The organism is Haloarcula sp. MBLA0138 (genome assembly GCF_055632455.1).
The window spans coordinates 2,513,574-2,538,829 of sequence record NZ_CM145746.1 but is presented as its reverse complement, the minus strand read 5'-3'; the positions used below and the strand labels follow the sequence as shown (position 1 = coordinate 2,538,829).

The following is a 25,256-nucleotide window of genomic DNA, read 5'->3' as shown; positions in this document are numbered from 1 at the left end:
TAGTTTTCAATTTCGACGAAATTATGTCGAGGAGCCGGTCCCTCGATGCGGCGTGCGAACTCCACCGATTCGCTCCCCCGGGTCGCGCTGGACCGCTGGTGGCGTATCCCGTTCCACCGCTGCGGTCGCGTCGCTCGTCCCGTCGATGCGGAGGACGACGGCGTCGCTGTTCTCGTAGACGACCGTCGCGCGGTCACGGAACGACTCGTAGGTCGACCGGTGGACGACGTACCGGGGGACGCTCCGGGACGGCCCGTTCTCGATGGCCGCCCGCCGCACGAAGAGGTAGCCGCCGGCGTCCCAGTCGACCGCCACGTCGCCCTTGTAATCCTTGACGGTGTGGAGGTACGTCGGCGAGCGCCCGTCGATACGCTGGAACGTCGTGGTGCTGTAGTAGTTGGCGTAGACCGTCTCGCCGTCGCGGTGCTGGGCGGTCCAGTTCGCGGCCCGGAACTCCGCGTCGGTGAACATGACGGAGTTTTGCTCCTGATGGAGGTTGATGGCGCTGGTCGCCGGGGTCCCGCTGGCCTCGTAGGCCAGTCCGGCGGAGAAGACCAGCATCACACAGACGAAGGCGACCCCGAGACGGGCGGTGTACGGCGACAGGTCGGCGGCGGCGACGGCGTCGAGCGCGCCGACACACCGACGGAGCGCGAGGACGGCGACCGGTCCGACGACCACCAGCGCGATGTCGAGCGCCCTGTCGATACCGAGGTGACCGTTGACGACCATCGAGGCCGACAGGAAGGCGAAGAGCCCGAACGAGAGCGCGTCGACCGGTGCGGAGAACAGCGGCCGGCGGACGGTGAGCGCGCGATGTGCCAGCAACAGTACGCCGAGGCCGACGGCGGCGAACAGCAGGCCGTGCAACAGGAGATTTATCTGGTCGACGAGCAGCGTCTGCTCGGCCGCGACGGCCGCACCGGTTCTGGACTGTGCCGACGAGGTCGCGAGCAGTTGCTCCGCCGAGAGCGCGACCGCCGACGCCGCGGTCAGTGGCTTCTTCCCTCCCGCGATGACGGCGTACCACAGGAGTACGACGCCGTAGAACGCCCCGACGAACGTTCCGGACAGCGCGGTCGGGACGCCGGTATCGACGTACCATTTCGAGACTGCGTACGCACCCGCGAAGAAGCCGACGAAGAGGAAGGAGACGGCGTAGTGCGAGAAGACGACGCCGACCGCCAGCAGGCCGGTGACGGCCTTCCGGCGCGGGTCGTCGAGGCGCGTGTGCCACGCGACCAGCAGGGCGGCCACGAAGAACTGTGCCATGTGCTGTTTGCCCGGCGACGTGTGGAAAAAGCGGTAGTAGACGACGAACAGCAGTGCCGCGACCGTCGCTTGGCGGGCCGACAGGTGGCGTCGGCCGAGGCCGTATATCGCGACGGGCGTCAGCGCGAAGACGCCGACGTAGACCACGTCGAAGACGGCGTCCGGCGGCGCGTTGCCGACGGTCTCGAACAGCACCGGGACGCCGACGATTATCGGGAGGCTGGTGTGGCTCAGCAGGTCACCGATGTGGTCGATGAGCCCGCTCAGCGACGCGCCCGCGGCTCCGTCGGTGAACACGAGCGTATCGACCGGCCAGACGCCGGTCGCGGTGAGCCGGTCGACGGTGTGGAGGCTCATCTGGATGTCGACGCCGACGGCGTACCCCGTGACGAGGGTGTGGGAAAACAGGAGTCCGGCCCCGATGGCGGCGAGCGAGACGGCGCGTTCGCGCTCAGTCGTCGCCCCGAACACCGACAGCGGCAGGGAGAGGACGAGTAGCGCCACGACGACGTAGTTCTGTGTGACGTAGCCGAACTGCCACTGGACGAGCGCGCCGGCCGCACCGAGGACGGCCGGCGCGGCACAGAGGACCAGTCGCGGCGTGACGGTCGGCCACGGGACCGTCGGGTCCGGACGGGCCGCCCAGTGGCCGACCGCGAGGACCGTCGGGAGAGCCGCGGCGGCCGCGACCACCGCCGGTTCGTGTATCGGCCGGGCGACGAGGCCGACCGCCGACGCGAGCGGAAGCAGCAGCGACGAGAGCCCCAGCGACGCGAGGCCGACCGCCGGGACGAGGACGACCCGCTCCGCGGGTGACAGGGGGGCGTCGGACAGGAAGAACGCCCCGGTCGCGAGGAGACAGAGGACGAGAACCGGCGCGACGGGCAGTGCCGACGTGACGGCACCGAGCGCCGTCGTCGCCACTACCGCGAGGGCGACCGCCGGAGCTATCGGCGGCCCGTACCGGTTAGCGGCGTTGAAGCGCACGTAGGTGTGTTCATTACTCCCTCGAATAAGTCAATTTCGGATAATACTATCCGGAAGAAAGTTATACGGGCCGCCGCATCTATCCGACGATGAAGGTGTTTCAGGCGACGGTCGGCAACCGCTCGTACCCGCCCGACACTGGCGGGTACCAGCGAACACACGGCCTGACACGCTCCTTTCCCGACCACGGCGACTCGGTGTACCGGTACTGCTGTACTGGGCCGGTAGCGACGTACTACGCCGACGGCGAGCTGATAGACCGGCGAATCACGGCGGCACCGGGCGTCGTCGAGAGCCGACACTACAGCCTCCTCCACGACGTTCCGAAGGCGCTGACGCTGTTTGGCTACCCGGCACTCCTCTGGCCGGCGGTGTTCGAGTCGCGGGCCGGCGACGCCCTCTTGGACGCGGCCGCCGGTCACGACGTCGTCGTCGCCGACAACCCCTACGTGGTGCGGTTCGTCGCCGCGAACACGTCTCTCCCGACCGTCTACTCGAGCCACAACGTCGAGTTCCAGCGGTTCCGGTCGACGGCGGACGGGCGGCTCGGGCGGTATCTCGGCGACCGCCTCCGACGCGTCGAACTGGACGCCGCGGCGGCGGCCGACGCCGTCGTCTGTACGACCGAGTCCGACAGCGACGTGTTCGCGCCACACGCCGACGCGACCATGGTCGTCCCGAACGGCGTCGCGGCCGAGACGGTCGCGCGGACGGTTCCGCCGGCCGACAGAGCGACCTACGGCGTCCCGCCGGACGCCACCGTGGCGGTGTTTCTCGGCTCGGACTACGGGCCCAACGTCGAGGCGGCCGCGTGGCTCGCGCGGCACTGGGACCGGGCGGCCGACGACTGTCACCTCCTGCTCGTCGGGAACGCCGGCGAGAGCGTCCGGACCGACGACGACGCCGTCCACACCGCGGGCTACGTCGAGGACCTGCAGGCCGCGCTCACGCTGGCCGACGTGGCGCTCAATCCGATATTCAGCGGCGGCGGCTCGAACGTGAAACTCGTCGAGTATTTCGCGTCCGCGCTCCCGGTCGTCTCGACGCCGTTCGGCGCGCGGGGGTTCGACGCCGCCGACGGCGAGCACCTACTGCTGGCCGAGCGCGAGGACTTCTTCGAGCGCCTGAACCGACTGTGTGCCGACGAGTCGCACCGTGTGGAACTGGGTTCGAACGCCCACCGGCTCGCGGCCGACCGGTACACGTGGGACGCCCTCTCCGAGCAGTTCCGGACGAAGCTCCGCGAGACGGTTTCCGTGGAGGCGTAGCGTCCGTCTCGTGCCGGCCTCGTAGTCCTCGGCAGCCGCTGGATTTTTTAACACAGCTTTCGAATTGAATTATATCGCTCTATCTCCGACAGATGGGCGGGCGAACGAGACATGACCGACTACCACGACTACAACGTCCCGAGACACGGACAGACCGACTGGCACGAGCCGCTGAACGAGAACTTCCGGCAGCTAGACCGGGACATCGAGATACGCGACACGGAGGCAAACCGGAGCCAGTACCAGCCAGCGGACGGGGCGAAGTTCCTCGCGACCGACACGGGGCGGACGTACCTCGGCGAGAGCGGCGAGTGGGTCCCGTTGTCGCCGCCGGGCGGCGCGCGGACGCCAAACATCGTCTGCTACGAGGCCGACGGCACCAGCTACGCGGAGACGGCGGCGGAGACGTTCACGGGCGAGGATATCTTCGACGCGGCCCAGCAGGCTATCGACCACGCGGTCGCCGGGGCGGAACCCGACCGCAACGACCGCCTCCGCCTGCTCCATCTGGACCTGCTCATCGAGCCCGGACTCTACGAGGTGTCGAACACGCTCGCTATCACGACGCAGTCGCTGGACAACCTCACTATCCGCTCGCCCGGCCAGCGCAGCGCCTACATCGTCTGCAGCGACATCCCGGAGTGGTCGCGGGCGGTGACGATAGACCCCGGAGCGGGAACGGCGGGCAACGACCGCGTGTTCCGGGTCAGCATCTCCGGCCTCGCGCTCGACCACCGGGGACGCAAGGACTACGACGGCGCGTCAGCCGACGACACGACCCGCGACGGCAGCGGCCTCCGTCTCAGAGACATCACGCACCTGCGGCTGGCTCACTGCGAGTTCCGGGGGTTCCGGAACGCGCTTCACATCGAGAACGTCTGGCAGGGACAGGTCGACGACGTCTGGGTGTCGCTCAGCGGCGACGGCGGCTCCGACTCCCCGGCCATCTTCGTCACCGGCGACCAGTCCCACGGCGGCGGCCCCGCGGCCGCGGTCAACCACGTCGAGTTCAACCACCTACAGGGCGGCCACGGCTACACCGAACACGCCTTCTTCGAGACCGCCGGGACGGTCAAGCAGTGCGCCATCAACTACCCCAACATCGAGGGGGCCGGCAACCCCGCGCCCCGGACGTTCCGCTTCGGGACCGATACTCACGTGACGATGTCACACGGCTACCTCGGCGGCGACGAGGAGACAGTCGCCATCGAAAGCGACGGCGCGCGCCTCGTCCTGTCGAACTCGTATTTCGACGGCCCGAAGTCGGTGCTGGTGACGACGGGGTCGTTCTCGCAGACGGTCGTCTCGAACGTGTTCGCGACGGGGACCGTCGGAACCGCCTTCGACCTCACCGGCGGGCAGTGTTCCGCGAGCAACCTCCACGTCATCGGGTTCGACCGCGGGGTCGACTCCAACCACGCGCAGGCGCAGTCGATAGAGAACGCGACGTTCAAAGGCCAGCGAAAGGAGGCGCTACGAATCCGGAACACGAAGGGGGGTCACGGTCACCGCTTTGCGAACCTGACGCTCGCGTGGGTCGGGCGCGACGGCGGGTACCACCCGATAAACCTCGCCGGCGGCGTGAGCGACGCGATGATAGCCAACGTCTGTGCGTCGGTGAGCGACGACGTGCCGCCGATAGCGGCGGTGCGCGTCGAGTACTCGTTCAACGTCGCCGTCGACAACGTCTCGCCGACGGGGAACGTCTCGTCGACCACCGAACTCGTCAACGGACCGACACTCAGGTCGTCGTCGGGGACGGCGACCGTCCAGAACGGGTCGAACAGCGCCACCGTCCGGCACCGACTGAGCGACGTGCCGGCCCTTGGCGACATCTCCGTCACGCCGCGAACCCCCGTCGGGAGCGGCAACAACTGGTACGTCGACGCCGTCGACGGCGAGTCGTTCGACATCAACCTCGTCAACGCCCCCGAGGGCGACGTGACGTTCGGGTGGCAGGCCGCGCTCTGAGGGCCCGTGTCTCCCGGCGCGCCGGCGATAATTTCGACCAACGCTCCGATAAATATTTTATATTTCGACGATTCATACAGTACAAAATGCACGTAGCGTACATCATGGGGCAGGACAGCGGCGGACTGCCACACTACACGGCGGAACTCGCGAACGCGGTGGCCGACCACGCCGACGTGACGGTGTTGAAACCGTCGGAGACGACCGCAGACGACGTGTTCGACGAGCGGGTGACCGTCGTGAACGCGTTCGAGCCGACGGACATCTCGATGCAGAACATCTTCGACCGCAACCTCAATCTCCGGCGGAACGCCCGCGGGGTGTACTCGTATCGGAACATCGAGCGGCTGAACGACATCGACCCGGACATCGTCCACGACCCGACCGACGAGTTCCCGCAGGTCACGCTGTTCTCGTACCTCGCGGACGTGTACGAGGACCGGCCCTACCTCGTCACCAAACACGAGGTCGAACACGGTGGGGCGTCGCCGATTCTGCGCGTCGCGGACGCCGTCATGTCGCTGGTTCCCGACTTCCCGAAAGACGCGGCTGTCGTCCACTCCGAGCGCCAGGCGGAGACGTTGGAACGACGCGAGACGACGTTCGCGTCGACCGAGGTGATTCCACACGGCGTCTACTCGTTTTTCAAGGACCTCGACCACGCGACCCCGCCAGAGGAGCCCAATCACGTCCTGTTTTTCGGGAGTCTCATCCCGCCGAAGGGGGTCGAAATCCTCGTCCGCGCGGTCCCGCGGATCGTCGACGAACTCGACGACTTCCACCTCACGATAGCCGGCGACGGGAGCGTCTCCGCGGAGAGCGCCGCGCTCCTCGAGGAGTACGCGGACCACGTCACGCTCCGGGACGAGTTCGTTCCGAACGACGAGGTCGGCGCACTGTTCGAGCGCGCTCAACTCGTCGCGCTCCCCTACAGGGAGGGGTGGCAGACCGGCCACAGCGGGACGCTGTCGACGGCGTTCGCCTTCGGGAAGCCGGTCGTCACCTCCGCTATCGGCGACTTCCCGGAACTGGTCGGCGAGTCCGGTGCGGGCGTCACCGTCGAACCGGAGGACCCGGCGGCGCTGGCCGACGCCGTCGTCGGCGTCCTCTCGGACGGGCGGCGGCGCGAACAGATGGGGGCGGCGAGCGCGGCGCTCGCGGAGCGGTTCTCGTGGGAGAACGTCGGCGAGATGCACGTGGACCTGTACCGGGAACTACTGGACGAGTCGTCGCGGGACCGCCAGACGGCGGTTGTGCAGTGACCGCACTCGGGAACCGCAGTCGACGGCTCAGTCCCGGGACCGTACCGCGTCGACGCCGGACCGGACGAACCAGCGGAGGGCGGCGACGCCCGGACACCCGTCCGACACCCAGAGCGCGACGACGGCGACGACCAGTACCCCTTCGAGGGCGAACTGGTGCAACAGGGCGGCGGGAGCGGGGTGGGCGAACAGATAGTCGACGAAGGCGTCCAGTTGCGCGACGTGGTGGCCGAAGCTCCGGACGCCGTAGGCCGGCGACGGGAGAAGCGGCCACAACAGGTAGGAGACGCCGTAGTCGCTCGGTCTCAGCAGGTCCAGCGCCGCGTCGCCCAGTAAGTGCGAGGACAGGCCGACGACGAACGCGGCCGCGAGGCCCCGCCGCTCGTACCGGTCGCCGGCGACCAGCACCGCCACCGACAGGGGGACGGCCAACAGCAGCGAGTGACCCATCGCCCGCCCCTGCGTGATTTCGAGCCAGTACGCCAGCGGCTTGTCGAGCGCGTCCGGGAACTGAGTCCCGACCGCAAGCGCGAGCGTCCCGCGGCCGTCGGGCGCGTGGCCGGCGACAGTCCGACAGAGCGCGCTGTAGACGAGATAGCCGGCGGCGAGGTGGCCCCACGGGAACATCGTCGTTGCTTTCGACCCGTTCTGTAGTGGGATAAAGACGCCGGGTCGGCGACCGCTCGCCACTCGATACCACATAATTCTAGTCGAAAGAGGGATTATTTATGAGACACTGTACAAAAAGTAATTGATGGACAGGAGCGACAGAGGTGGGGTGGCGCGGTATCGAGAGGCCGTCGCGGACGACGCGTCGGTCTACGTGGTCGCGGAGGCCGGAGTGAACCACAACGGCGACCTCGCGGCGGCGCGGGACCTCGTCGACGCGGCGGTCGCGGCCGACGCGGACGCGGTGAAGTTCCAGACGTTCCGGGCCGACCGACTGGTCACGGCCGACGCCCCACAGGCCGACTACCAGTCGGAGCGCGCGACTACCGAGTCCCAGCGCGCGATGCTCGAGCGGTACGAACTCGACCGCGAGAGCCACGTCGAACTGACGCGGTACTGCCGGGACCGAGGCGTCGCCTTCCTCTCGACGCCGTTCGGCCCGGAGAGCGCCGACCTGCTGGACGAACTGGGCGTGCCGGTGATGAAACTCGGCTCGGGCGAACTGGACAACCACCCGCTGTTGGCCCACGTCGCCGGCTTCGGCCGGCCGATGGTCGTCAGTACCGGCATGGGGACGCTCGACGAGGTCGAGGCGGCGTGTCGCGTCGTCCGGGAAGCGAACCCGGCCGTCGACCTGACGGTGTTACACTGCACGTCGGCGTACCCCACGCCGACGGCGGACGCGAACCTCGCGGCGATACGGACGCTGGCCGACGCCGTCGACGCCCGGGCGGGGTACTCGGACCACACGACGGCCGTCGAGACGCCGGCGCTGGCGGTGGCCGCGGGGGCCGACGTGGTCGAGAAGCACTTCACCCTCGACCGGACCCTGCCGGGGCCGGACCACGCGATGTCGCTGGAACCCGACGAACTCGACCGCGCCGTCTCGCTCGCGCGGACGGCGGCCACGGCCCGTGGTGACGGCGCGAAAGCGCCCACGGCGGCCGAACTGGCGAACCGACCTCACATCCGGAAGGGGCTGCACGCGACCGCCCCCGTCGCGGCCGGTGAGGAACTGACCGCAGCGGCCGTCGCGCCCCGCAGGCCGGCCGAGGGGCTGTCGCCGACGCGCTACGAGGCCGTCCTCGGGCGGCGAGCCCAGCGGGACCTCGAACCGGGCGACCCGGTGACGGCGGACGACGTCGCGGGGGTGGACCCGTGACGCGGTCGGTCCTCGCCGTCGCGGCCCACCCGGACGACGAGGTGCTCGGTGTGGGGGCCACGCTGGCGCGCCACGCCGCCGCGGGCCACGACGTGACGGTGCTGATAGTCACCGAGGGGGCCACCGCCCAGTACGACGACCCGTCGCTGGTCGAGCAGAAGCGCGCGGAGGCGCGGGCCTGTGCCGACCGACTGGGCGTCGCGTCGGTGCGCTTTGGCGACCTGCCGGACATGCGCCTCGACACCGTCGCTCACGTTGAGGTCAACGCGGTCGTCGAGGACGCGGTCGAAGCGGTCGAACCGGACGTGGTCTACACGCACTCGCCCCACGACGTGAACGCGGACCACGCCGCCGTGGCCGACTCGACCCGCGTGGCGACCCGCCCGGGCGCGGGCGTCGAGCGGGTGTTGGCGTACGAGGTGCCCTCCTCGACGGGGTGGGCCGGCGGCGACCGCCAGCGGTTCCAGCCGACCACCTACGTCGACGTGAGCGACCACCTCGACGCGAAGGTCGCGGCCTTCGGAGCCTACGAGAGCGAGCGCCGAACGTACCCCCATCCGCGCTCGGAGCGAGCGCTCAGGGCGCGGGCCGAGACACGGGGCACGGAGGCCGGGATGGCCGCCGCCGAGGCGTTCCAACTGGTCTGTGCGTACCGGAGGGACACGTGACCCGGACCGTCGCCGTCGTCACCGGCACCCGCGCCGAGTACGGACTCTTGCGGGGGACGATGCGCCGCATCGAGGCCCACGACACGCTGGACCTCGCGGTTGTCGCCACCGGGATGCACCTCTCGGCGCGCCACGGCCGGACCGTCACGGAGATAACGGACGACGGCTTCGACGTTGACCGGCGGGTCCACATGCAACTCGACGGGGACACGGGCCGGTCGATGGCGAAGTCGCTGGGCGTCGGCCTCGGCGGGATGGCCGACGCGCTGGGCGACCTCGACCCCGACGCGGTACTCGCGTTGGGCGACCGGGGAGAGGCGCTGGCCGGCGGCGTCGCGGCGGCCCACATGAACGTCCTCGTCGCCCACGTTCACGGCGGCGACGCGATGCAGGGGGCGGTCATCGACGACAGCATCAGACACGCCCTGACGAAGTTCGCGCACCTCCACTTTCCCGTCTCAGAACGGAGCGCCGACCGAATCGAGCGGCTGGGCGAGGAGCCGTGGCGGGTCACCGTCGCCGGCGCGCCCGGACTGGACGAGATACGCGCGGCGGCGGTCACACCGGCCCCAGAACTGCGCGAGCGGTACGGCTTCGATGCCGACGCGCCGCTGCTGGTCTGTGTCCAGCACCCGCTGACGACAGCCCCCGACCGGGCCGGCGAGCAGATGACCGCGACGCTGGACGCCGCCGCCGCCCACGACGCCGAGACGGTCGTCGTCTACCCCAACGCCGACGCCGGCGGCGGGCGGATGATAGACGCCATCGACGCCCATCCCGCCGCCGACCGGTTCCACGCCTTCGAGAGCCTCCCGCGGGCGGACTACCTCGGTCTGCTCGCCGCCGCCGACGCCTTGGTGGGCAACTCCAGCAGCGGTATCATCGAGGCCCCGTCGTTCGGCCTGCCGGTCGTCGACGTGGGGCCGCGACAGGCCGGCCGCCAGCGGGCCGACAACACGCTTTCGGTCCCCCACGACCGGGCGGCCATCGAGCGTGCCGTCGGGCGGTGTCTGACCGACGACGCTCTGCGGGCACGCGCTCGCGACTGTGAGAACCCCTACGACTACGGCGGCGCGGCCGAGCGCATCGTCGCCCGACTGGCCGAGGTCGACCTGACCGACCGCCTCCTGACGAAGCGAATCACTTACTGACTGGGCTCACTCCCCGTAGCCCGCCTCCCCGTAGCCGTCGGCCCCGTACGCGCCGTCCCCGAGCGCGCCGGTCATGGTGCCGCCGGCGAGGACGGTGGCAGCCGAGACGACGACGGTGAGAAACTCTCTGCGGTCGGTCACGGTCCCACGGACGGCTGGGGCACCCATATTCTCTGCTGTTCGAGCGGCCGACTCATCGGATTAATTCCTGCTCCGGAAATGAGAAAGATATATGCGGCCGCCGGTCGGAGAGACGACCGATGCGAGTCGTCGTCGTCAGTCACAACGACCTCGGGCGGGCCTGTCTCGAAGAACTCGACGGGCTCGGGGCGGACGTGGCGGCCGTCTTCACCCGACCGCCCGACGAGTCGGTCGCGGACCAGACCGAGTTCGACGCCGTCGCCGCGGCGGCGGGCGCGTCGCTGCACGAAGTCGACTCGGTCAACACCGACGCCGCCGTGGCGCGCCTGCGAGGATACGACCCGGACCTCCTGTACGTCGTCGGCTGGTCGCGGCTGGTCGAACGCCGCGTCGTTGACGTGCCCAGCGTCGCGGCGCTGGGGATGCACCCCGCGCCGCTCCCCCGCGGTCGGGGCCGGGCACCCATCGCGTGGACGCTGATACGGGGCCTCGACGAGACCGCGCTGTCGATGTTCCACCTCGCCGAGGCGGCTGACGCCGGCGACCTCGTCGCCCAGCACCCGATAGCCGTCGCGCGGACCGACGACGCCGCCACGCTGTACCGAAAGGTCGTCGCGGTGGGTCGGGACCTGATTCGCGAGACGTATCCGCGGTTCGCTGCGGGCGAGGTCCCGCGGACGCCACAGGACGACGCCGACGCGACGTGGTGGCCCGAACGCACCCCGGAGATGGGCCGCATCGACTGGCGGCGGCCGCCCGGCGAGGTGTACGATTGGATACGGGGCCAGAGCCACCCCTACCCGGGTGCGTTCAGCTATCTGGCCGGCCGCCGCGTCACCGTCTGGGGGGCCACGCCGCCCGACGGCACGCCGTCGTTTTGTCGCCCGGGAGAGATACGGGGCCGCGCCGGCGACCGCCTCGTCGTCGGGGCGTGGGAGGGGACGCTGGAACTGACCCGCGTGCAGGTCGCGGACGGCCCCGAGGAACCGGCGGCCGCGCTGCTCGACCGGGAATGGGCCGGCGTCGGCGGTACGTTCGCGCCGGCCCGCGTCGACCCGAACGGTGGCTGACGGGTCGAACGCCGGCCGGTGGGGTTTTGTACGCGCACGGGATACTGATATTATGTCCGAACCGCCACTCCTGCTCGTGACCGGCGCGAGCAGTGGCGTCGGTCGCTCGCTGGCCGAACACTTCGCCGGCGAGTACCGCGTCCTCGCGCTGGCCCGCCGTATCGACCGCATGGCGTCGCTGTACGCCGACGAGCCGCTGGTGACGCCCCGCGAACTCGACCTCGCGGACCCCGCCGCCGTCGCGCGGACGGTCCGGGACCTGCGGGCCGAGTTCGGGCACGTCCCCTACGTCGTCAACAACGCGGCGGTCAACCGCGGCGGCGAGGTGACCGACCTCGACCGCGCCGCGCTGGCGGAGTCGATGCAGGTCAACGCCCTCGCGCCGGTCCAGATTCTCCGTGAACTGCTCCCGGCGATGCGCGAGCACGGCTTCGGCCGCGTCGTCAACGTCACCTCCGGCGCGCCGCTGAACTGCCCGCCGGGAGCCGGCGCGTACACGGCCTCGAAGGCCGCGCTCAACGCTCTCACCGTCACGGCCGCCCGCGAACACGCCGGCCGGAACGTCAAGGTAAATCTCATGAGTCCCGGGCCCTGCGCGACGGAGATGGCTCCCGACGCGCCGCTTGACCCCGCCGCGGCCCGCCCGACCGCCGAGTACCTTCTCGAACTGGACGCCGACGGGCCGACGGGCGAGTTCTTCTGGCTGGGCCACCGCGTCCCGCTCCGACCGGACCTCTCGGGGACCGACTGGGAGCGCGGCGAGCCGGGACCGGCCCTCGACCCGGTAGACGGCGCTCAGTAGGCGTCGAGCCGACCGACGCCGTCGACGGCGGCCGCGTCGTCGGCGTGCGTGACCGACAGTTCGAGGTAGTACCGCTCCCCATCGATGTCGACGTAGGCGTTGTCGAACGGCGGGAAGGTCAGCGCGCGCAGGCGGTCGAGCGTCTCCCGGACCGGGCGCTTTGACGCGGGGTCGAGTTCGCACAGCGCCTCGAAGTCGGCCCGCGTGTGCCACCCGGCGTCGGCGTCGTCCTGTGGCGTCGGGTCGACGGTCCCGGCCTCGATTGCCGGCCACGTCTCGGTGAACAGGTCGACGCAGGCCCGTTCGAGGCGCTCGTAGAGGTCCCGGCCGGTGTCGGCGAAGGTGGTCGGCACCTCGCGGGTCGCCACCACGTCGCCGGTGTCGACGGCCTCGTCCATGTAGTGGACGGTGACGCCGGCCGGGCGGCCCTCGACGATGCTCCAGACGTTGGGGTTGTAGCCGCGGGTCTCGGGCAGGAGGCCGGGGTGGACGTTCAGACAGCCCTCGTCGGGTACCGCTAGCACGTCCGGGGGGACGACGTGTTCGAACCCGCAGGCGACGACGGCGTCGGGGCCGAGACGCGCCACCGCGTCGAGTTGGTCGGCCTCGGTGAGCATCGCCGCCACCGAGACGCCGTCCCGGTCACAGAGCCACTCGTATATCTCGAAGCCCGCGTCGTTCGTGCCGAGAAAGACCACGTCCATATATCACACTCTGCGGCGTGAAAGAAATAGCACGGGGGTCAAAAGCCCACGTCGTCGACTGCGACCGTCTCGTCCCGCGCCATCGCCCGCCGGCCGGCGGTGACGGTCCGGAGCACGTCCAGCGTCGCGGCCGGCGGGACGGCGGGGTCGCCGGTCCGGACCATCTCGACGAAGCGCCACAGCGTCCGCCGGAAGGCGGTGAAGTTGTCCCGCAGGCGGTGGCGGCTGACGCCTTCGGTCCCGTAGACGCTCACGTCGAAAGTGACGGGAGCGTCGCCGAGGGCCGCGAGTCGGACCGTCGGGTCACCGGTCGTCGTCACCGTCACCGTCGCCGGGTCGTCGCCGGTGGCCGTCACCGCCACCGGCCGGACATCGAGCATCCCGAAGACGGCGTCGAGCAGGTGGACGCCGTATCTCGCCCAGTCGTTGAGGACGACGCCGTCGACCAGCGTCACCGTGCCGTACTCTCCGCGGCCGGCCCGCGGCCCGTCGAGTTCGCGGGCGAAGCGCATCCCCGAGCAGGACATCAGTGTCCCGTCCCGGAGGTGTGGCTCGAAGGCGGCCACGTCCTCGGGGGCCAGCGCCAGCGGCTTGTCGACGAACGTCGGGACGCCCCGGTCGAGAAACGGCGCGGCCATCTCGCGGTGGCGGCCGTAGTCGTCCCGCAGGAGGAGCGCGGCGTCGACGGCCTCGGCCATCGCGTCCAGCGACTCGCTGCGGTTCGGAACCCGTGCGGCCCGACACAGACGGTCGGTCTCGGCGGGGTCTTGGGTCCACGCGTGGGTGACCGCGACGCCGTCGAAGCCGAACTCCGAGGCGTCGCGCTCGGCGAGGTAGTCGTGGACGACGCCCCAGTCGCTGGCCCGGAAGCCGGCGTCGTCGTAGCCGTTGACGATGGCCGCGAAGGAGTAGGGGTGACCGTTGCCCGGCGAGAGGCCGACGACGCCAACGTCGATGTCAGACACGGTCGGCCTCCAGCAGCGTCTCAGCGACGGCGAAGTCCAGTTCGGTGTCGATGTCGAGCGACCGCTCGGGCGGCATCACGACCGCCCGCGACTCGCCGAACAACAGGCTCGGGCCGTCGTCGGTCACGGCCGTCGTCTCGAAGGCGTACACCGCGCCGTTGAGCTGGTAGGCGTCGGGCAGGGACTGGCGGGGTTGCCACGGCGTCCCCTCGGGCAGGAACGGTTCGGGTGTCCCGTCGTCGACGCGCCACGCCCGGTGGGGGTTCGTCTCCGCCTCGGTGACCGTCGCCACCGAGTCGTACGGCGTGTCGACTAGTTCGGCCAGACACGCCTCCACGTCGGCCGGCCGCCGGAACGGCGTCGTCGGTTCGAGCACGACGACGTAGTCGGGCGGGTCGCCTGCGGCCGCGAGTTCGTCGACGGTGTACCGGATGGTGTCGGCCACGAGCGAGTTGTCGGCGGCGAGCCGGTCCGGCCGGTCCGAGACCGCCGCCCCCCACTCGCGGGCGACGGCGGCTATCTCGTCGTCGTCCGTCGAGACGACCGTCCGGTCGACCGCCGCGGTGTCGGCCGCCGTCTCGACGGCCCACGCGAGCAGCGGCTTCCCGCCGAGGTCCCGGACGTTCTTCCGCGGGACGCCCTTGCTCCCGCCCCGGGCCGGGACGAGCGCGACGACGGCGGGGCCGTCAGCCATCCCCGACCCACCTCCCGGACGGGCGCGGCGCTCGCTCGTGTCGGTGCCACGGAACCGCGTCGGTCACTGTATCGTCCACCCCCCGTCGACCACGAGGTCGTGGCCGGTGACGTACGCCGCGGCGTCGCTCACGAGGTAACAGACCGCGCCGGCCACGTCCTCGGGAGCGGCCATCCGGCCCAGCACCGTCCGGCGCTCGTAGCGCTCGACGAACCGCTCGTCGTGGCCGTCGAAGACGCCGCCCGGACTGACGACGTTGGCGCGCACGCCGTCGGGGCCGAGATACGAAGCGAGGTACCGCGTCAGGTTCGCCACGCCGCCCTTGATGGCGGCGTACGCGACGGGGCTAGTCATCGAGAGCCCCTCGTACAGCGTGAAATCGGGCGCTTGCCGGCCGTATATCGACCCGAGGTTGACCACGACGCCGCCGTCGGACTGGTCGCGCATCACCGCGGCGGCGGCCCGCGAGGTGAGGTAGTACGCCCCGAGGTGCGCGCGGACGTTCGCCCACCAGTCGTCGGCGGTCACGTCCTCGTAGCGCCGGCCGTAGCCGTCGGTCCGGGGGTACGCGCAGTTGACGAGAGTATCGAGGCGGCCGTGGCGGTCGGTGACGGTCCGGACGAGCGCGTCCACCTCGTCCGCGTCGGTCACGTCCGCCGGGACGAAGGACCCGCGCTCGTCGAGTTCGGACGCCACCCGCCTCCCGTCGCCGTCGGCCACGTCCGCGACGACGACCGTCGCGCCCTGTCCGGCCAGCGCCGCGGCGACGGCCTCGCCTATCAGCCCGCCGCCGCCGGTGACCACGGCCACGTCGCCATCGAGGGCGAACGGGTCGGCGGGGGCTGTCACGGCGACCCCTCCGCCGGGAGCGAGGCGGTGCTGGCTCCGTGGTCGAGGGCCGTACAGTCGCGCCGCGGGAGCGTCAGCGGGTCGCCGTCGGCCACCGCGGCACCCCCGTCGACGGTGGTGAAGGCGGCGTCGAACCCGGCGGCCCGCACCGCCGCGACCGTCTCCTCGGTGTAGGAGTCGGGGCCGCCGTAGGGGTAGGCGAACAGGTCGACGGGCGCGTCCACCAGCGACCGGAGGTGCCGCCGCGAGGCCGCGACCTCCCAGTGCTGTGCCCGCGCGCGGAGGTCCGACAGGACCGGATGGGTGACGCTGTGCGCTCCGATACCCATCCCCGCGTCAGCGAGATCGCGCAGTTGCGCCCGCGAGAGATAGAGGTCGTCGACGGTCGTCTTCGCTCGGGGGAACGCGGCTTCGAGTCGGTCCAGCAGCCCCGAGCGGTCGCCGTCGGGGACGACCCGGTTGAGGAGGTGTTTGAACCGCCGCACGGCGTCGTCGGTGTCGCGCCCCCGGTACATGTCCGCGCGCTCGCCGTCGAGGTCGACGCCCGCGTCGGCCGCGACCCGCCGGAGTTCGGCCAGCAGCGCCGGCCCGGGGTACTCGCTGACGAGCGCGTGGACACGGTGGACCGGCAGGCGGCGGCCGTAGACCAGCGGTGCCGTCGGTACGAAGAACACGCCCCAGAGACCGCGCTCGCGCAGTTCCGGGAGTACCCACTCGTGGTGGTCCGCGAGCCCGTCGTCGAACGTCAGGACGACGGCGTCGGCGGGCGGGTCGCGCTCGCCCCGGAGCACCGCCCGGGACGCCGCGGCCGACAGGACGGTGCGGGTCGACTGGAGGTGGTCCAGTTGTGCCCGGAAATCCTCGATTTCGAGGTGGTAGTAGCCCGCCGGCGGACGCGCTGTCGGCCCCCGGACGTAGTGGTACGTCACCGCGCGCATCGCTCCTCCTCGACCGCGTCGGCGACCGCCGCGGCGACGCGCTGGCGCTCGTCGGTCGTGAGGTCCGGACACATCGGCAGGGAGAGCACCCGCTCGGACAGCGACTCCGTCCGCGGGAGGTCGCCGGCGGCGTGGCCCCGCTTCCGGTAGTACTGCGTCAGGTGGACCGGGTCGAAGTAGACCTTCGACGCGACGCCGCGCTCGGCAAGCCGGTCGACGACGCCGTCCCGGTCGACCGACCGGTCGAACCGGACGGTGTAGAGCTGCGAGACGCTCCGACAGTCGTCGGGTTCGGTCGGGGGCCGGACGCCATCGACCGGCCGGAGCCGCTCGGTCAGGTCGGCGGCGACCGCCCGTCGCCGGCGGACGATGTCGTCGAGGCGGCGAAGCTGTGCGACGCCGATGCCCGCCACCACGTCGGGCATCCGGAGGTTGTAACCCAGCGAGACGTACTCCCCGGCGTCGGCGCTGTCGAAGTAGCCGTCGGTCGCGCGGCCGTGCGAGCGCAGGCGGCGGACGCGGTCGGCGAGGGCGTCGTCGTCGGTCACCACCGCGCCGCCCTCGCCGGTGGCGACGACCTTGTTCTGACAGAAGCTCAGGACGCCCGCGTCGCCGAAGGTCCCGACCGGTCGCCCCGCGACCGTCGCGCCTTGTGCCTCTGCGGCGTCCTCGACGAGACGGAGGTCGTGTCGGGCCGCGAGCGAGCGCAGTTCGCGGATTCGACACGGGGTGCCCGCGTAGTGTACCGGCACGATGGCCGCCGTCGAGGGGGTGATGCGGTCGGCCACGTCGTCGGGGTCCAGCCCGTAGCGCTCGTTCTCTATCTCGGCGAACACCGGCGTCGCGCCGACCGCCGCGACCGCGTTCGCGGTGGCGACGAAGGTGAACGACGGCACGACGACCTCGTCGCCCGGTCCCACGCCACAGGCCCGCAGCGCGGCGACGAGCGCGCTCGTCCCGGAGTTGACGGCGACTGCGTGGTCGACGCCCACCGACTCGGCTAGCAGCGACTCGAACTCGTCGACGTAGGGGCCGTTGGCCCAGTGGCTCCCCCGCGTTATCGACGCGACGGCGTTGCGGACCACGTCGGGGCTCCAGTCGACGCGAAACAGCGGTATCGGGTCGGCCGACTCAGCCATCGTGTCTCATCGCGACGACCGTGTCGGCGTCGGCCGCGGCCCGTTGGTCGAGCGCGTCGCTGGTCTCGACGAGCGAGAGAATCGCCTCCCGACCCATGAACGGCCGCAGGTCCGATGTGAGCCCGCCCTCTGGGAGGAGCCCGGCCTCCCCGTCGGGCGGCGAGGCAGTCCCGTCGCCCGCTGGCGGGTAGACGACGTACTGGTCGTCGTGGGCGACCGTCCGGTGGACCTCGTCCGGGCCGACCAGCAGTTCGTGGAGGCGCTCGCCGGGCCGGCGGCCGACCTCCTCGATTTCGGGGGCGGTGCCGGGCGCGAGGTCGCCGTAGGCCTCCCGGACCGCCTCGGCCAGTTCCTCGATGCGCATCCGGGGCATGTCCGGGACGTAGGTGACGCCACTCGGGCGGGCGGCGACGTGGTCGACGATGAACTCGGCGGCCCGTGCCCGCGAGATGGTGAACCGCGTCATCCGGCGGTCGGTGAGCGTCAGCGGCCCGCCGTCGGCCACCTGTTCGAGGAACACTGGGACGACCGAACCCGAGGACCCCATCACGTTGCCGAGGCGCACACAACTGAAGTCGGTGCCGGCGGCGTCGGCGCGGGCGTCGGCGGTGAGCGTCACGCGCTCGGCCAGCAGTTTGCTCGCCCCCATCGTCGACGACGGGTTCGTCGCCTTGTCGGTGCTGACGGTCAGCACGGACTCGACGCCGTGGCGTCGCGCGAGCGCGACGACGTTGCGCGTCCCGTCGACGTTCGTCCGGACGCTCTCGTACGGGTGTTGTTCGCAGAACGGTACCTGTTTGCGCGCGGCGGCGTGGACGACGTGGTCGGCCCCGCGGACGACCTCGGCGAGGCGGTCCCTGTCCCGAACGTCGCCGAGTTCGAACTCGACGGGCGCTCCGTCCGTATCCAGTGTCGTCTGGAACTCGAAGAGCCCGCGCTCGTCGTTGTCGAAGACGACGACGCTCGGCGGATTCACCCGACCGAGCAGCCGTTCTACGACCGCCGAACCGACCGACCCACATCCCCCGGTAACGAGGATAGTCCCCTGATTACTCATTGTATCTGACCGGTTTCCAGCTATCGTTAGCTCTCCCGGATATTTATTACTACTCCTTCTTTCACAAAACGAAATGCGCAACTATGGGTGTGGCAGGCGCGTCCAGCGGTTCGCTCGGATGCGCCTCCTGTGACCGCCGGCAGCGACTCGTCGACGTGCGACGCCGCGGGGCGAGAACGCAATACGTAACCGGCTGAGGCCGGTATCACGGCACAATGACACGGTCGGGCGAGTTCTGTCCGCGCTGCGGCGACGAGCGCAGCGACCGCCCCGGCGAGCGCCCGGACCTCGGCGGTGCCCGTCGCGACGCGGACGTGCTCTGTGACGCCTGTTACTTCGAGGAGTACGACCTCGTCGACGCACCCGAGCGCATCCAAGTCCGGGTCTGCTCGCGCTGTGGCGCTGTCCACGAGGGGAACCGGTGGGTCGACGTGGGGGCCGACGACTACACCGACGTGGCGGTCGAGCAGGTCAGCGACGCCTTGGGCGTCAACGTCGACGCCACCTCGGTCGCGTGGCAGGTCGCGCCCGAGCAGGTCGACCGCAACACCATCCGGATGCACGCGGACTTCTCGGGAGTCATCCGCGAGACGCCGGTCACCGAGTCCGTCACGGTCCCGGTGAAGATATCCCGGGAGACCTGCAAGCGCTGCGGGAAGATAGCCGGCGGTTCCTTCGCCAGCGTCGTACAGGTGCGGGCCGACGAGCGGGTACCGACCGACGAGGAGCGCGACCGCGCCGAGGAGATAGCCCGCGAGTACGTCGCCGACCGGGAAGCGACGGGCGACCGCAACGCCTTCATCACCGAGACCAAGCGGGTCGACGACGGGCTGGACATGAAGATATCGACGACGCAGATGGGCCACGGCATCGCCAAGCGCATCACCGCGCAACTGGGCGGGTCCTACAGCGACTCCAAGCGCCTCGTCTCCGAGGACGAGGACGGCCAGAAGCTCTACCGGATGACCTACGCCGTCCGCTTGCCCCGGTACCGCCCCGGCGAGGTCATCGACCCCGGCGACGACGACGGCCCGGTCCTCGTGCGCTCGGTGCAGGGCAACCTCAAGGGGGTCCGACTGGCCACCGGCGAGGCCTACGAGGCGAGTTTCGAGGACGGGGGAGCCCCCGACGCCGACCGCCTCGGCTTCCGGGCGGACGCCGCCGAGACGACGCTGGTCGCTGTCGAGGACGCCCACGCCGTGCAGGTGCTCGACCCCGAGACCTACGAGAGCCGGACGGTCCCCCGACCCGACTACCTCGACACCGACGCCGAGACGGTCACCGTCTTCAAGAGCCACGCCGGCCTCCACGTCCTCCCGCCGGCCGAGGAGCCCGCGTGACGAAAGCGATTTGCCCGTCTCCGGGCTACGGCCGAGCGTGACCGTCGTCGGACTGGACGATACGGACTCCCGCGAGCGCGGGATGTGTACGACCTACGCCGCCGCGCGGCTGGCCGGGGCGATACGCGACGCCGGCGGGACCGTCGAGCGCCTGCTGCTCGTCCGCCTCAATCCCGCTGTCGAACACAAGACCCGCGGGAACGCCGCGTTGGCGGTCCACACCGACCTCGACGCCGACGAGGCCTACGCGCTCGCCGCCGACGCCGTGGCGATGGCCGAGACCGACGACCCGGACACCAACCCCGGCGCGGTCGTCGCCGACCGCGACCCCGAGGCCGTCCCCGCGGCTGTCGCCACGTTCGCACGCGACGCCGTCCGGGAGATTCAGGACCCGACGACGGCGACGATGCTGGCCGACCGCGCCGGCTTCGCCCGCCTCGAACGGGGGACCGGCCGCGGGGTCGTCGGCGCGCTGGCGGCCGTCGGCGCGTGGGCCGCCTTCGACGAGTGGACCCACGAACACATCGCTTACCGCGAGCGCGACCGCTGGGGGACTGAGCGAGCGGTCGACGCCGACAGCGTGCGCGCGGCGGCCGACGAGCGCTACCCGGCGGTGTGGGACACCGTCGACCGCGAGAGCGGCTACCCGGTCTGTGTCCCCCGCACGCCCTGTCCGGTCCTCTACGGGATTCGCGGCGACGACCCCGGGGCCTGCCGGGCCGTCGCCGACGCCATCGAGAGCGAACCGGTCGCGGAGCGCGCGACGTTTCTCACCAATCAGGGGACCGACGTGCACCTGCGGGACGCGACCGTCGCGGCGACCGCCGACGACAGCGCCTACCGCGTCACCGGCGAGGTGGTCGCCGCACCCGAGACGCGGGCCGGCGGCCACGTCTTCCTGACCGTCGCCGACGAGACGGGCGAACTGGACTGTGCCGCTTTCGAGCCGACCAAGCGGTTCCGCGACCGCGTGCGGGCGCTCCGGGTCGGCGACCGCGTGACGGTCTGTGGCGAGGTCGGCGACGGGACGCTCAAACTGGAGAAGTTCGCCGTCCGCGAACTGGTCCGCACCGAGCGTGTCACGCCGACCTGTCCGGACTGCGACCGCTCGATGTCCTCGGCCGGCCGCGGGCAGGGGTATCGCTGTCGGGATTGCGGGACCAGCGCCGACGGGAAGGCCGAGGTGCCGCTGGAGCGCGCCCTCGAACCCGGCTGGTACGAGGTTCCGCCGGTGGCGCGGCGACACATCGCCAAGCCGCTGGTGCGGGGCGGGTTCGACGGGCCGACCTACCCCGAGCGGTGAGAGTGCGACCGGGACCGAGCGAAGCGACGGTCCCGCGTTTTCACCCACGTTTTTCGCCGAGCGGTTCCCGCAGCGAGCGCCGCGAGCGAGGAAACCCGAGGGCGAAAAAGGTGGTCGGGGAGCCGCTGGTGCGGGGCGGGTTCGACGGGCCGACCTACCCCGAGCGGTGAGAGTGCGACCGGGACCGAGCGAAGCGACACGGAGCGGTGACGCGGGGGGCGAGCGCGGCCGCCGGTGCTCACCGCTCCCGGAGCGTGAGTTCGCTCGCCGAGTAGTCCTCGACGAAGGCTCCGGGGCCGCCGACCGTGACCTCCCCCTCGTCGGTGTCGAGGACGAGGGTGTTCTCGACCGGAAACGCCGCGGTGACCGGTTCGAGGAGGCTCTGTCGCGTCGCCGCGACGGTGCCGGTCACCGTCTCCGCGCCCTGCTCGGGGTAGAGGTGGGCGGTCGCTTCGAGGTCGTCGGTCCCGTTGGCGACGGCGGCGAAGACGCCGTAGCGAAACGGGACGCCCTCCAGCGGGAGCGCCGGCGGGTCGGCGGCGGCGACCTGCTCGGCGGCGGCCCAGAAGTTGAACCACTGCGAGAGAATCGCGCCGGCGTTTTTCGGCGAGTGTTCGAGGACGAGTCCGTAGTCGCCGTCGCGGTGTTCGCCGTGCAGCAGCGAGGAGTCGCTCGTGACCGACGACGCGTCGTCGACGGACGCGATGGTTTCCGGTGCGGCGTCCCACGTCCGGACGACGTGGGTGGCCTCGGCGAGGGCGTCGGGGTCGGCCACCTCGGCGTCGCCGACGCCGACCAGCACCGCGACGAAGACGCCGTTCTCGCGGGCGGTTCGCAGCGTGTTGCGGAGTCGCTCGACGGCGGGAGCCGGCGCGGAGATGTACACCTCCCGCTCGGCGTCCGCGACGAGTCCCTTCAGCCGCCGGTAGAGGGTTTGGCGGGCCCGGACGAGTTCGACGGCGGGGTAGTCCGGGTCGCTCCCGGCGTACCGCTGCGTGAGGTCGTCTTCGAGGTCCGCCAGCGAGTCGGTCATCGACGCTATCGCCGCCTCGGGTTCGACGGCCCGCACCTGCGTCGGCGTCCGGTGGTCGTCGACGACGACCAGTCCGCGGGCCGCCAAGTCCTCGACGAGGTCGTAGACGTACCCCGTCGAGATGTCGGCGGCGTCGCCGACCTCCGCGACGGTCGCGCTGCCCCGGTCCAGCACGGTCAGATAGGTCCGGGCCTCCGTCTCGGACAGGCCGAACCGGGTCAGTTGCTCGACTGTCGATTCCATCTTGCTCGTCCGTGGACACGAACGCCCTTTACTGCATCGCTCGGGGTGCCGTCGGGCCTTGGCGGCGCAGTCGCCACGCCGGCCAGCCTCGGCGAGACCACACCTTCCACGTTGCCGGGCGTTCTCGGACGTTTATGGCCGTCGAGTCGCTCTGTCGCCCCATGAGTCTCCAGTCGCTGTTCAACGACATCCCCTTCGTCGATCACCTCGGCATCGAGATGACCGCGGTCGGCGACGGACACGCGGAGGCCCGACTCACCCTCGACGCCGAGCACTCCTCGAACCCCGCGACGCCCGTCGCCCACGGCGGCGTGACGTACTCGCTGGCCGACACGGTCGGCGGCGCGGCCGTCGTCTCGCTGTCGGGCAGCGTCTCGCCGACGGTGGACATGCGGATGGACTACCTCGCGCCGGCCACGGACGACCTCCGAGCGACGGCCGACGTGCTCCGCTCGGGCGGGAGCGTCGCCGTCGTCGATGTCGACGTCTACGACGCCGCGGACCGCCACGTGGCGACCGCTCGCGGGACGTACAAGACTGACGGCGAGGGCGAGGCGTCGCCGTGGACCGACGGCGTCGACGAGGCGGCCGTCGAGGAACTCGACTAGTCCGCGCCGACCAGTGTCATCCCCTCACGGACCGACTCGCGCCGGCCGAGCAGCGTCACCATGTCGCCCTCTTCGAGGACGTAGTCGGCCGTCGGCACCTCCGCGTTCTCGCGGTCGCCGCCGCTGACCAGCGCGACGAGGCAGGCCTCGGGCAGCATCGGCCCCACCTCGCGGACGGACTTGCCGACGAGGTCGGGGTTGGTGACCTCGACCTCCTGTACGTCGCCGGACCGGCCAACGTCGGTCATCCAGTGGGCGATGGCGGGCCGCTCTATCTGGTTGTCGATGGCCCACGCCGTCGCCATCGCCGAGGAGATGGTCCGCACGCCGAGGTCCTCGAAGGCCTCGACGTTGTCCGGGTTGTTCGCCCGAGCGATGACCCGGTCGACGTCGAACTTCGAGCTGGCGAGCTGTGAGACCAGCAGGTTCACGTCGTCGTCGCCGGTCGCGGCCACGACGGTCTTGGCGTTTTCCGACCCCGCCGAGCGCAACACGTCCGTGTCGGTGCCGTCGCCCCACTCGACGGCGTAGCCGTCGTTGCGGGCGCGTTCGACTATCTGTTCGTCCTGCTCGATGATGACGACGTTCTCGCCCCGGTCTTCGAGGCGTTCGGCGAGCGCTCGGCCCACCTGACCGCCGCCGACGATGATGACTCGCATTGGTATCACGTCCAGTTTTTCCGCGAGGTAGCGCGCGAAACCGCCTTCGAACAGCGCGGTGGCGAAGATGACCAGAAAGACCGTCCCCAACAGCAACTCGGCCTGCGTGGTCAGCAGGTCCGCTTGGGCCACCAGTTCGGCCGCCTCCTGTCCGCTCGCCGCGTCCGCCTCGGTCCGTAGCTCCTCCGCGACGGTGTTCAACTCGACCGCGAACAGCGTCGCCACGGAGGCGGGGATGATACCCCGCGGGCCGACGAAGCTGACGAACAGCTTCTCCGCGCGAGTGAAGCGGTCGCCGACCGTCGAGACGAATACCAATAGCGGCCGGATGAGAAGGGCGACGGCGAGGACGACCACCAGCCCGGAGAGCCCAACGTCCACGAGCGCGCCGAGGCTCAGTTGGGCCGCCAGCGCGATGAAGACGAACGAGAGCACCAGCAGCGTGATGTCGCCTTTGAACTCCTCGATGTCCTCCTCGTAGGGGTGGTCGATGTTCCCGAGCGCGATGCCGGCCGTCGCGGCCGCGGCGACGCCGGCCTCCGTGGCGATGGTGTTGGCCCCCGCGTAGGCGACCAAGGCCCCGGCCAGCACCAGCAGCCGGGAGTTCCTCGGGGCGTCGCCCGGCGAGAGGTCGATGTACTGCAGGAGGTAGTACAGCAGGCCGGCCACGACCAGTCCGACCAGCAGGCCGGTGCCCAAGCGGAGGGCAAAGGACTGCAACAGCCCCTGACTGGTCGCGCCGGGGTTGACCGTCTCGAAGACGACGACGGCGAGGATGGCGGCGGTCACGTCGTTGACGATACCTTCCGTCTCCAGCGCCGTCGCCACCCGGTCCCGGACGGGGACGACGTTCAGAATCGGCGTGATGACCGTCGGGCCGGTGGCGACGAGCAGCGCTCCGATGAGGAACGCGAGGTTCCACGTCATCGCGGCCTCGCCGAAGGCCAGCTTGACCGCGACGGCGGTGCCCACGAGGGCGATGACCGCGCCGACGGTTACCAGCCGGAACGTCGCCGTCGGGGCCTCGCGGATGCGCTCGAACCGGAGGTGGTAGGCCCCCTCGAAGACGATGATTGCGACCGCCAGCCCGACGATGGCCGACAGCGCGCCGCCGAAGGTGTCGCTGCCGACGATGCCGAGCCCGGGCTGGCCGATGGCGACCCCGACCAGCAGGTAGAAGATGATACTCGGAACCCGCAGGCGAGCCGCGAGCACCTGCGCGACGACGCCCAACCCGATGATACCGGCGACGAGCGGAATCAGCAGTCCGGAGCTGCCGGCCACGGCTGTTCCTCCATCTA

Annotated in this window: 23 protein-coding genes; 11 read left to right on the top strand and 12 right to left on the bottom strand. The window is 70.8% G+C overall.

The genetic code is table 11. The features are described from left to right. Positions 1–21: 21 nt before the first annotated feature. Positions 22–2,259 (bottom strand): DUF2206 domain-containing protein, encoded by a 2,238-nt coding sequence (locus tag ACV7JO_RS13550; protein WP_470353937.1) that lies wholly within the window; start codon positions 2,257–2,259, stop codon positions 22–24. Between the two features lie 89 nt (positions 2,260–2,348). Between ACV7JO_RS13550 and ACV7JO_RS13545 the strand changes: the two genes are divergently transcribed. From ACV7JO_RS13545 to ACV7JO_RS13535, 3 genes are all read left to right on the top strand, one after another. Then, positions 2,349–3,527 carry a glycosyltransferase family 4 protein gene (locus ACV7JO_RS13545; protein ID WP_470353936.1) on the top strand — a complete coding sequence of 393 codons (1,179 nt, stop codon included), beginning with the start codon at positions 2,349–2,351 and terminating at the stop codon, positions 3,525–3,527. Positions 3,528–3,638: 111 nt separating this feature from the next. Beyond that, entirely contained in the window at positions 3,639–5,498 is a 1,860-nt protein-coding gene (locus ACV7JO_RS13540; protein ID WP_470353935.1) for a hypothetical protein, read from the top strand. Between the two features lie 86 nt (positions 5,499–5,584). Continuing rightward, a complete protein-coding gene (locus tag ACV7JO_RS13535) occupies positions 5,585–6,760 on the top strand; it encodes a glycosyltransferase family 4 protein (protein ID WP_470353934.1) in 1,176 nt (391 codons plus the stop codon). 27 nt (positions 6,761–6,787) lie between these two features. Here the strand turns inward: ACV7JO_RS13535 and ACV7JO_RS13530 are convergent, their stop codons facing one another. Next, entirely contained in the window at positions 6,788–7,387 is a 600-nt protein-coding gene (locus ACV7JO_RS13530) for a metal-dependent hydrolase (RefSeq protein ID WP_470353933.1), read from the bottom strand. Positions 7,388–7,514: 127 nt separating this feature from the next. Here ACV7JO_RS13530 and neuB point away from each other — a divergent pair, with 127 nt between their 5' ends. Genes neuB through neuC form a run of 3 tightly spaced genes read left to right on the top strand, consistent with a single transcriptional unit; the run spans position 7,515 to position 10,410 of the window. Next, positions 7,515–8,591, top strand: coding sequence for an N-acetylneuraminate synthase (neuB, locus tag ACV7JO_RS13525; protein ID WP_470353932.1), 1,077 nt, complete (start codon positions 7,515–7,517; stop codon positions 8,589–8,591). Further along, on the top strand, positions 8,588–9,259 hold the full coding sequence (locus ACV7JO_RS13520; RefSeq protein ID WP_470353931.1) for a PIG-L deacetylase family protein: 672 nt from the start codon (positions 8,588–8,590) through the stop codon (positions 9,257–9,259). Before neuB ends, ACV7JO_RS13520 begins: the two co-directional genes overlap by 4 nt. Continuing rightward, positions 9,256–10,410 (top strand): UDP-N-acetylglucosamine 2-epimerase, encoded by a 1,155-nt coding sequence (gene neuC / locus ACV7JO_RS13515; protein ID WP_470353930.1) that lies wholly within the window; start codon positions 9,256–9,258, stop codon positions 10,408–10,410. The genes ACV7JO_RS13520 and neuC overlap by 4 nt, the downstream gene beginning before the upstream one ends. A 6-nt stretch (positions 10,411–10,416) precedes the next feature. On the opposite strand, the gene ACV7JO_RS13510 is transcribed toward neuC, so the two are convergent. Beyond that, positions 10,417–10,551: a hypothetical protein gene (locus ACV7JO_RS13510; RefSeq protein WP_470353929.1), complete on the bottom strand. Its 135-nt coding sequence runs from the start codon at positions 10,549–10,551 to the stop codon at positions 10,417–10,419. A gap of 119 nt (positions 10,552–10,670) precedes the next feature. Between ACV7JO_RS13510 and ACV7JO_RS13505 the strand changes: the two genes are divergently transcribed. Both ACV7JO_RS13505 and ACV7JO_RS13500 read left to right on the top strand, forming a co-directional pair. After that, positions 10,671–11,621 (top strand): methionyl-tRNA formyltransferase, encoded by a 951-nt coding sequence (locus tag ACV7JO_RS13505; protein WP_470353928.1) that lies wholly within the window; start codon positions 10,671–10,673, stop codon positions 11,619–11,621. 52 nt (positions 11,622–11,673) lie between these two features. Continuing rightward, a complete protein-coding gene (locus tag ACV7JO_RS13500) occupies positions 11,674–12,423 on the top strand; it encodes an SDR family NAD(P)-dependent oxidoreductase (RefSeq protein WP_470353927.1) in 750 nt (249 codons plus the stop codon). Here the strand turns inward: ACV7JO_RS13500 and ACV7JO_RS13495 are convergent. The 7 genes from ACV7JO_RS13495 to ACV7JO_RS13465 all read right to left on the bottom strand — a co-directional run bounded on the left by ACV7JO_RS13495 (position 12,417) and on the right by ACV7JO_RS13465 (position 18,769). Further along, the gene (locus tag ACV7JO_RS13495) at positions 12,417–13,127 is read right to left on the bottom strand and encodes a methionyl-tRNA formyltransferase (protein WP_470353926.1); all 711 of its coding nucleotides are present in this window, start codon (positions 13,125–13,127) and stop codon (positions 12,417–12,419) included. The genes ACV7JO_RS13500 and ACV7JO_RS13495 overlap by 7 nt on opposite strands. Before the next feature lie 38 nt (positions 13,128–13,165). Then, on the bottom strand, positions 13,166–14,092 hold the full coding sequence (locus tag ACV7JO_RS13490; protein ID WP_470353925.1) for a Gfo/Idh/MocA family oxidoreductase: 927 nt from the start codon (positions 14,090–14,092) through the stop codon (positions 13,166–13,168). Continuing rightward, positions 14,085–14,786, bottom strand: a complete 702-nt coding sequence (locus ACV7JO_RS13485; RefSeq protein ID WP_470353924.1) for an acylneuraminate cytidylyltransferase family protein — start codon at positions 14,784–14,786, stop codon at positions 14,085–14,087. The genes ACV7JO_RS13490 and ACV7JO_RS13485 overlap by 8 nt, the downstream gene beginning before the upstream one ends. Before the next feature lie 63 nt (positions 14,787–14,849). Continuing rightward, positions 14,850–15,635 carry an SDR family oxidoreductase gene (locus ACV7JO_RS13480; RefSeq protein WP_470353923.1) on the bottom strand — a complete coding sequence of 262 codons (786 nt, stop codon included), beginning with the start codon at positions 15,633–15,635 and terminating at the stop codon, positions 14,850–14,852. Next, positions 15,632–16,573 (bottom strand): polysaccharide deacetylase family protein, encoded by a 942-nt coding sequence (locus ACV7JO_RS13475; protein WP_470353922.1) that lies wholly within the window; start codon positions 16,571–16,573, stop codon positions 15,632–15,634. Before ACV7JO_RS13475 ends, ACV7JO_RS13480 begins: the two co-directional genes overlap by 4 nt. Further along, positions 16,561–17,712, bottom strand: a complete 1,152-nt coding sequence (locus ACV7JO_RS13470; protein WP_470353921.1) for a DegT/DnrJ/EryC1/StrS family aminotransferase — start codon at positions 17,710–17,712, stop codon at positions 16,561–16,563. Before ACV7JO_RS13470 ends, ACV7JO_RS13475 begins: the two co-directional genes overlap by 13 nt. Beyond that, positions 17,705–18,769, bottom strand: coding sequence for a polysaccharide biosynthesis protein (locus tag ACV7JO_RS13465; RefSeq protein WP_470353920.1), 1,065 nt, complete (start codon positions 18,767–18,769; stop codon positions 17,705–17,707). Before ACV7JO_RS13465 ends, ACV7JO_RS13470 begins: the two co-directional genes overlap by 8 nt. Before the next feature lie 215 nt (positions 18,770–18,984). On the opposite strand from ACV7JO_RS13465, the gene ACV7JO_RS13460 reads away from it, so the two are divergent. Further along, entirely contained in the window at positions 18,985–20,109 is a 1,125-nt protein-coding gene (locus ACV7JO_RS13460) for a 60S ribosomal export protein NMD3 (RefSeq protein WP_470353919.1), read from the top strand. 37 nt (positions 20,110–20,146) lie between these two features. Then, complete coding sequence (locus ACV7JO_RS13455; protein ID WP_470353918.1) at positions 20,147–21,412, top strand: TiaS agmantine-binding domain-containing protein; 1,266 nt, start codon at positions 20,147–20,149, stop codon at positions 21,410–21,412. Between the two features lie 238 nt (positions 21,413–21,650). Here the strand turns inward: ACV7JO_RS13455 and ACV7JO_RS13450 are convergent, their stop codons facing one another. Next, the gene (locus tag ACV7JO_RS13450; RefSeq protein ID WP_470353917.1) at positions 21,651–22,688 is read right to left on the bottom strand and encodes a TrmB family transcriptional regulator sugar-binding domain-containing protein; all 1,038 of its coding nucleotides are present in this window, start codon (positions 22,686–22,688) and stop codon (positions 21,651–21,653) included. A gap of 161 nt (positions 22,689–22,849) precedes the next feature. Between ACV7JO_RS13450 and ACV7JO_RS13445 the strand changes: the two genes are divergently transcribed. Beyond that, complete coding sequence (locus ACV7JO_RS13445; RefSeq protein ID WP_470353916.1) at positions 22,850–23,296, top strand: PaaI family thioesterase; 447 nt, start codon at positions 22,850–22,852, stop codon at positions 23,294–23,296. Here ACV7JO_RS13445 and ACV7JO_RS13440 read toward each other — a convergent pair. Continuing rightward, entirely contained in the window at positions 23,293–25,239 is a 1,947-nt protein-coding gene (locus ACV7JO_RS13440) for a cation:proton antiporter domain-containing protein (protein ID WP_470353915.1), read from the bottom strand. The two genes, ACV7JO_RS13445 and ACV7JO_RS13440, sit on opposite strands and share 4 nt — an antisense overlap. Positions 25,240–25,256: the final 17 nt, after the last annotated feature.

Coding starts and splice junctions, on each gene's coding strand:
- ACV7JO_RS13545 (WP_470353936.1), top strand. CDS start 2,349: ATGAAGGTGTTTCAGGCGACGGTCGGCAACCGCTCGTACCCGCCCGAC.
- ACV7JO_RS13540 (WP_470353935.1), top strand. CDS start 3,639: ATGACCGACTACCACGACTACAACGTCCCGAGACACGGACAGACCGAC.
- ACV7JO_RS13535 (WP_470353934.1), top strand. CDS start 5,585: ATGCACGTAGCGTACATCATGGGGCAGGACAGCGGCGGACTGCCACAC.
- ACV7JO_RS13530 (WP_470353933.1), bottom strand. CDS start 7,387: ATGTTCCCGTGGGGCCACCTCGCCGCCGGCTATCTCGTCTACAGCGCG.
- neuB (WP_470353932.1), top strand. CDS start 7,515: ATGGACAGGAGCGACAGAGGTGGGGTGGCGCGGTATCGAGAGGCCGTC.
- ACV7JO_RS13505 (WP_470353928.1), top strand. CDS start 10,671: ATGCGAGTCGTCGTCGTCAGTCACAACGACCTCGGGCGGGCCTGTCTC.
- ACV7JO_RS13500 (WP_470353927.1), top strand. CDS start 11,674: ATGTCCGAACCGCCACTCCTGCTCGTGACCGGCGCGAGCAGTGGCGTC.
- ACV7JO_RS13495 (WP_470353926.1), bottom strand. CDS start 13,127: ATGGACGTGGTCTTTCTCGGCACGAACGACGCGGGCTTCGAGATATAC.
- ACV7JO_RS13485 (WP_470353924.1), bottom strand. CDS start 14,786: ATGGCTGACGGCCCCGCCGTCGTCGCGCTCGTCCCGGCCCGGGGCGGG.
- ACV7JO_RS13475 (WP_470353922.1), bottom strand. CDS start 16,573: ATGCGCGCGGTGACGTACCACTACGTCCGGGGGCCGACAGCGCGTCCG.
- ACV7JO_RS13470 (WP_470353921.1), bottom strand. CDS start 17,712: ATGGCTGAGTCGGCCGACCCGATACCGCTGTTTCGCGTCGACTGGAGC.
- ACV7JO_RS13465 (WP_470353920.1), bottom strand. CDS start 18,769: ATGAGTAATCAGGGGACTATCCTCGTTACCGGGGGATGTGGGTCGGTC.
- ACV7JO_RS13460 (WP_470353919.1), top strand. CDS start 18,985: ATGACACGGTCGGGCGAGTTCTGTCCGCGCTGCGGCGACGAGCGCAGC.
- ACV7JO_RS13450 (WP_470353917.1), bottom strand. CDS start 22,688: ATGGAATCGACAGTCGAGCAACTGACCCGGTTCGGCCTGTCCGAGACG.
- ACV7JO_RS13445 (WP_470353916.1), top strand. CDS start 22,850: ATGAGTCTCCAGTCGCTGTTCAACGACATCCCCTTCGTCGATCACCTC.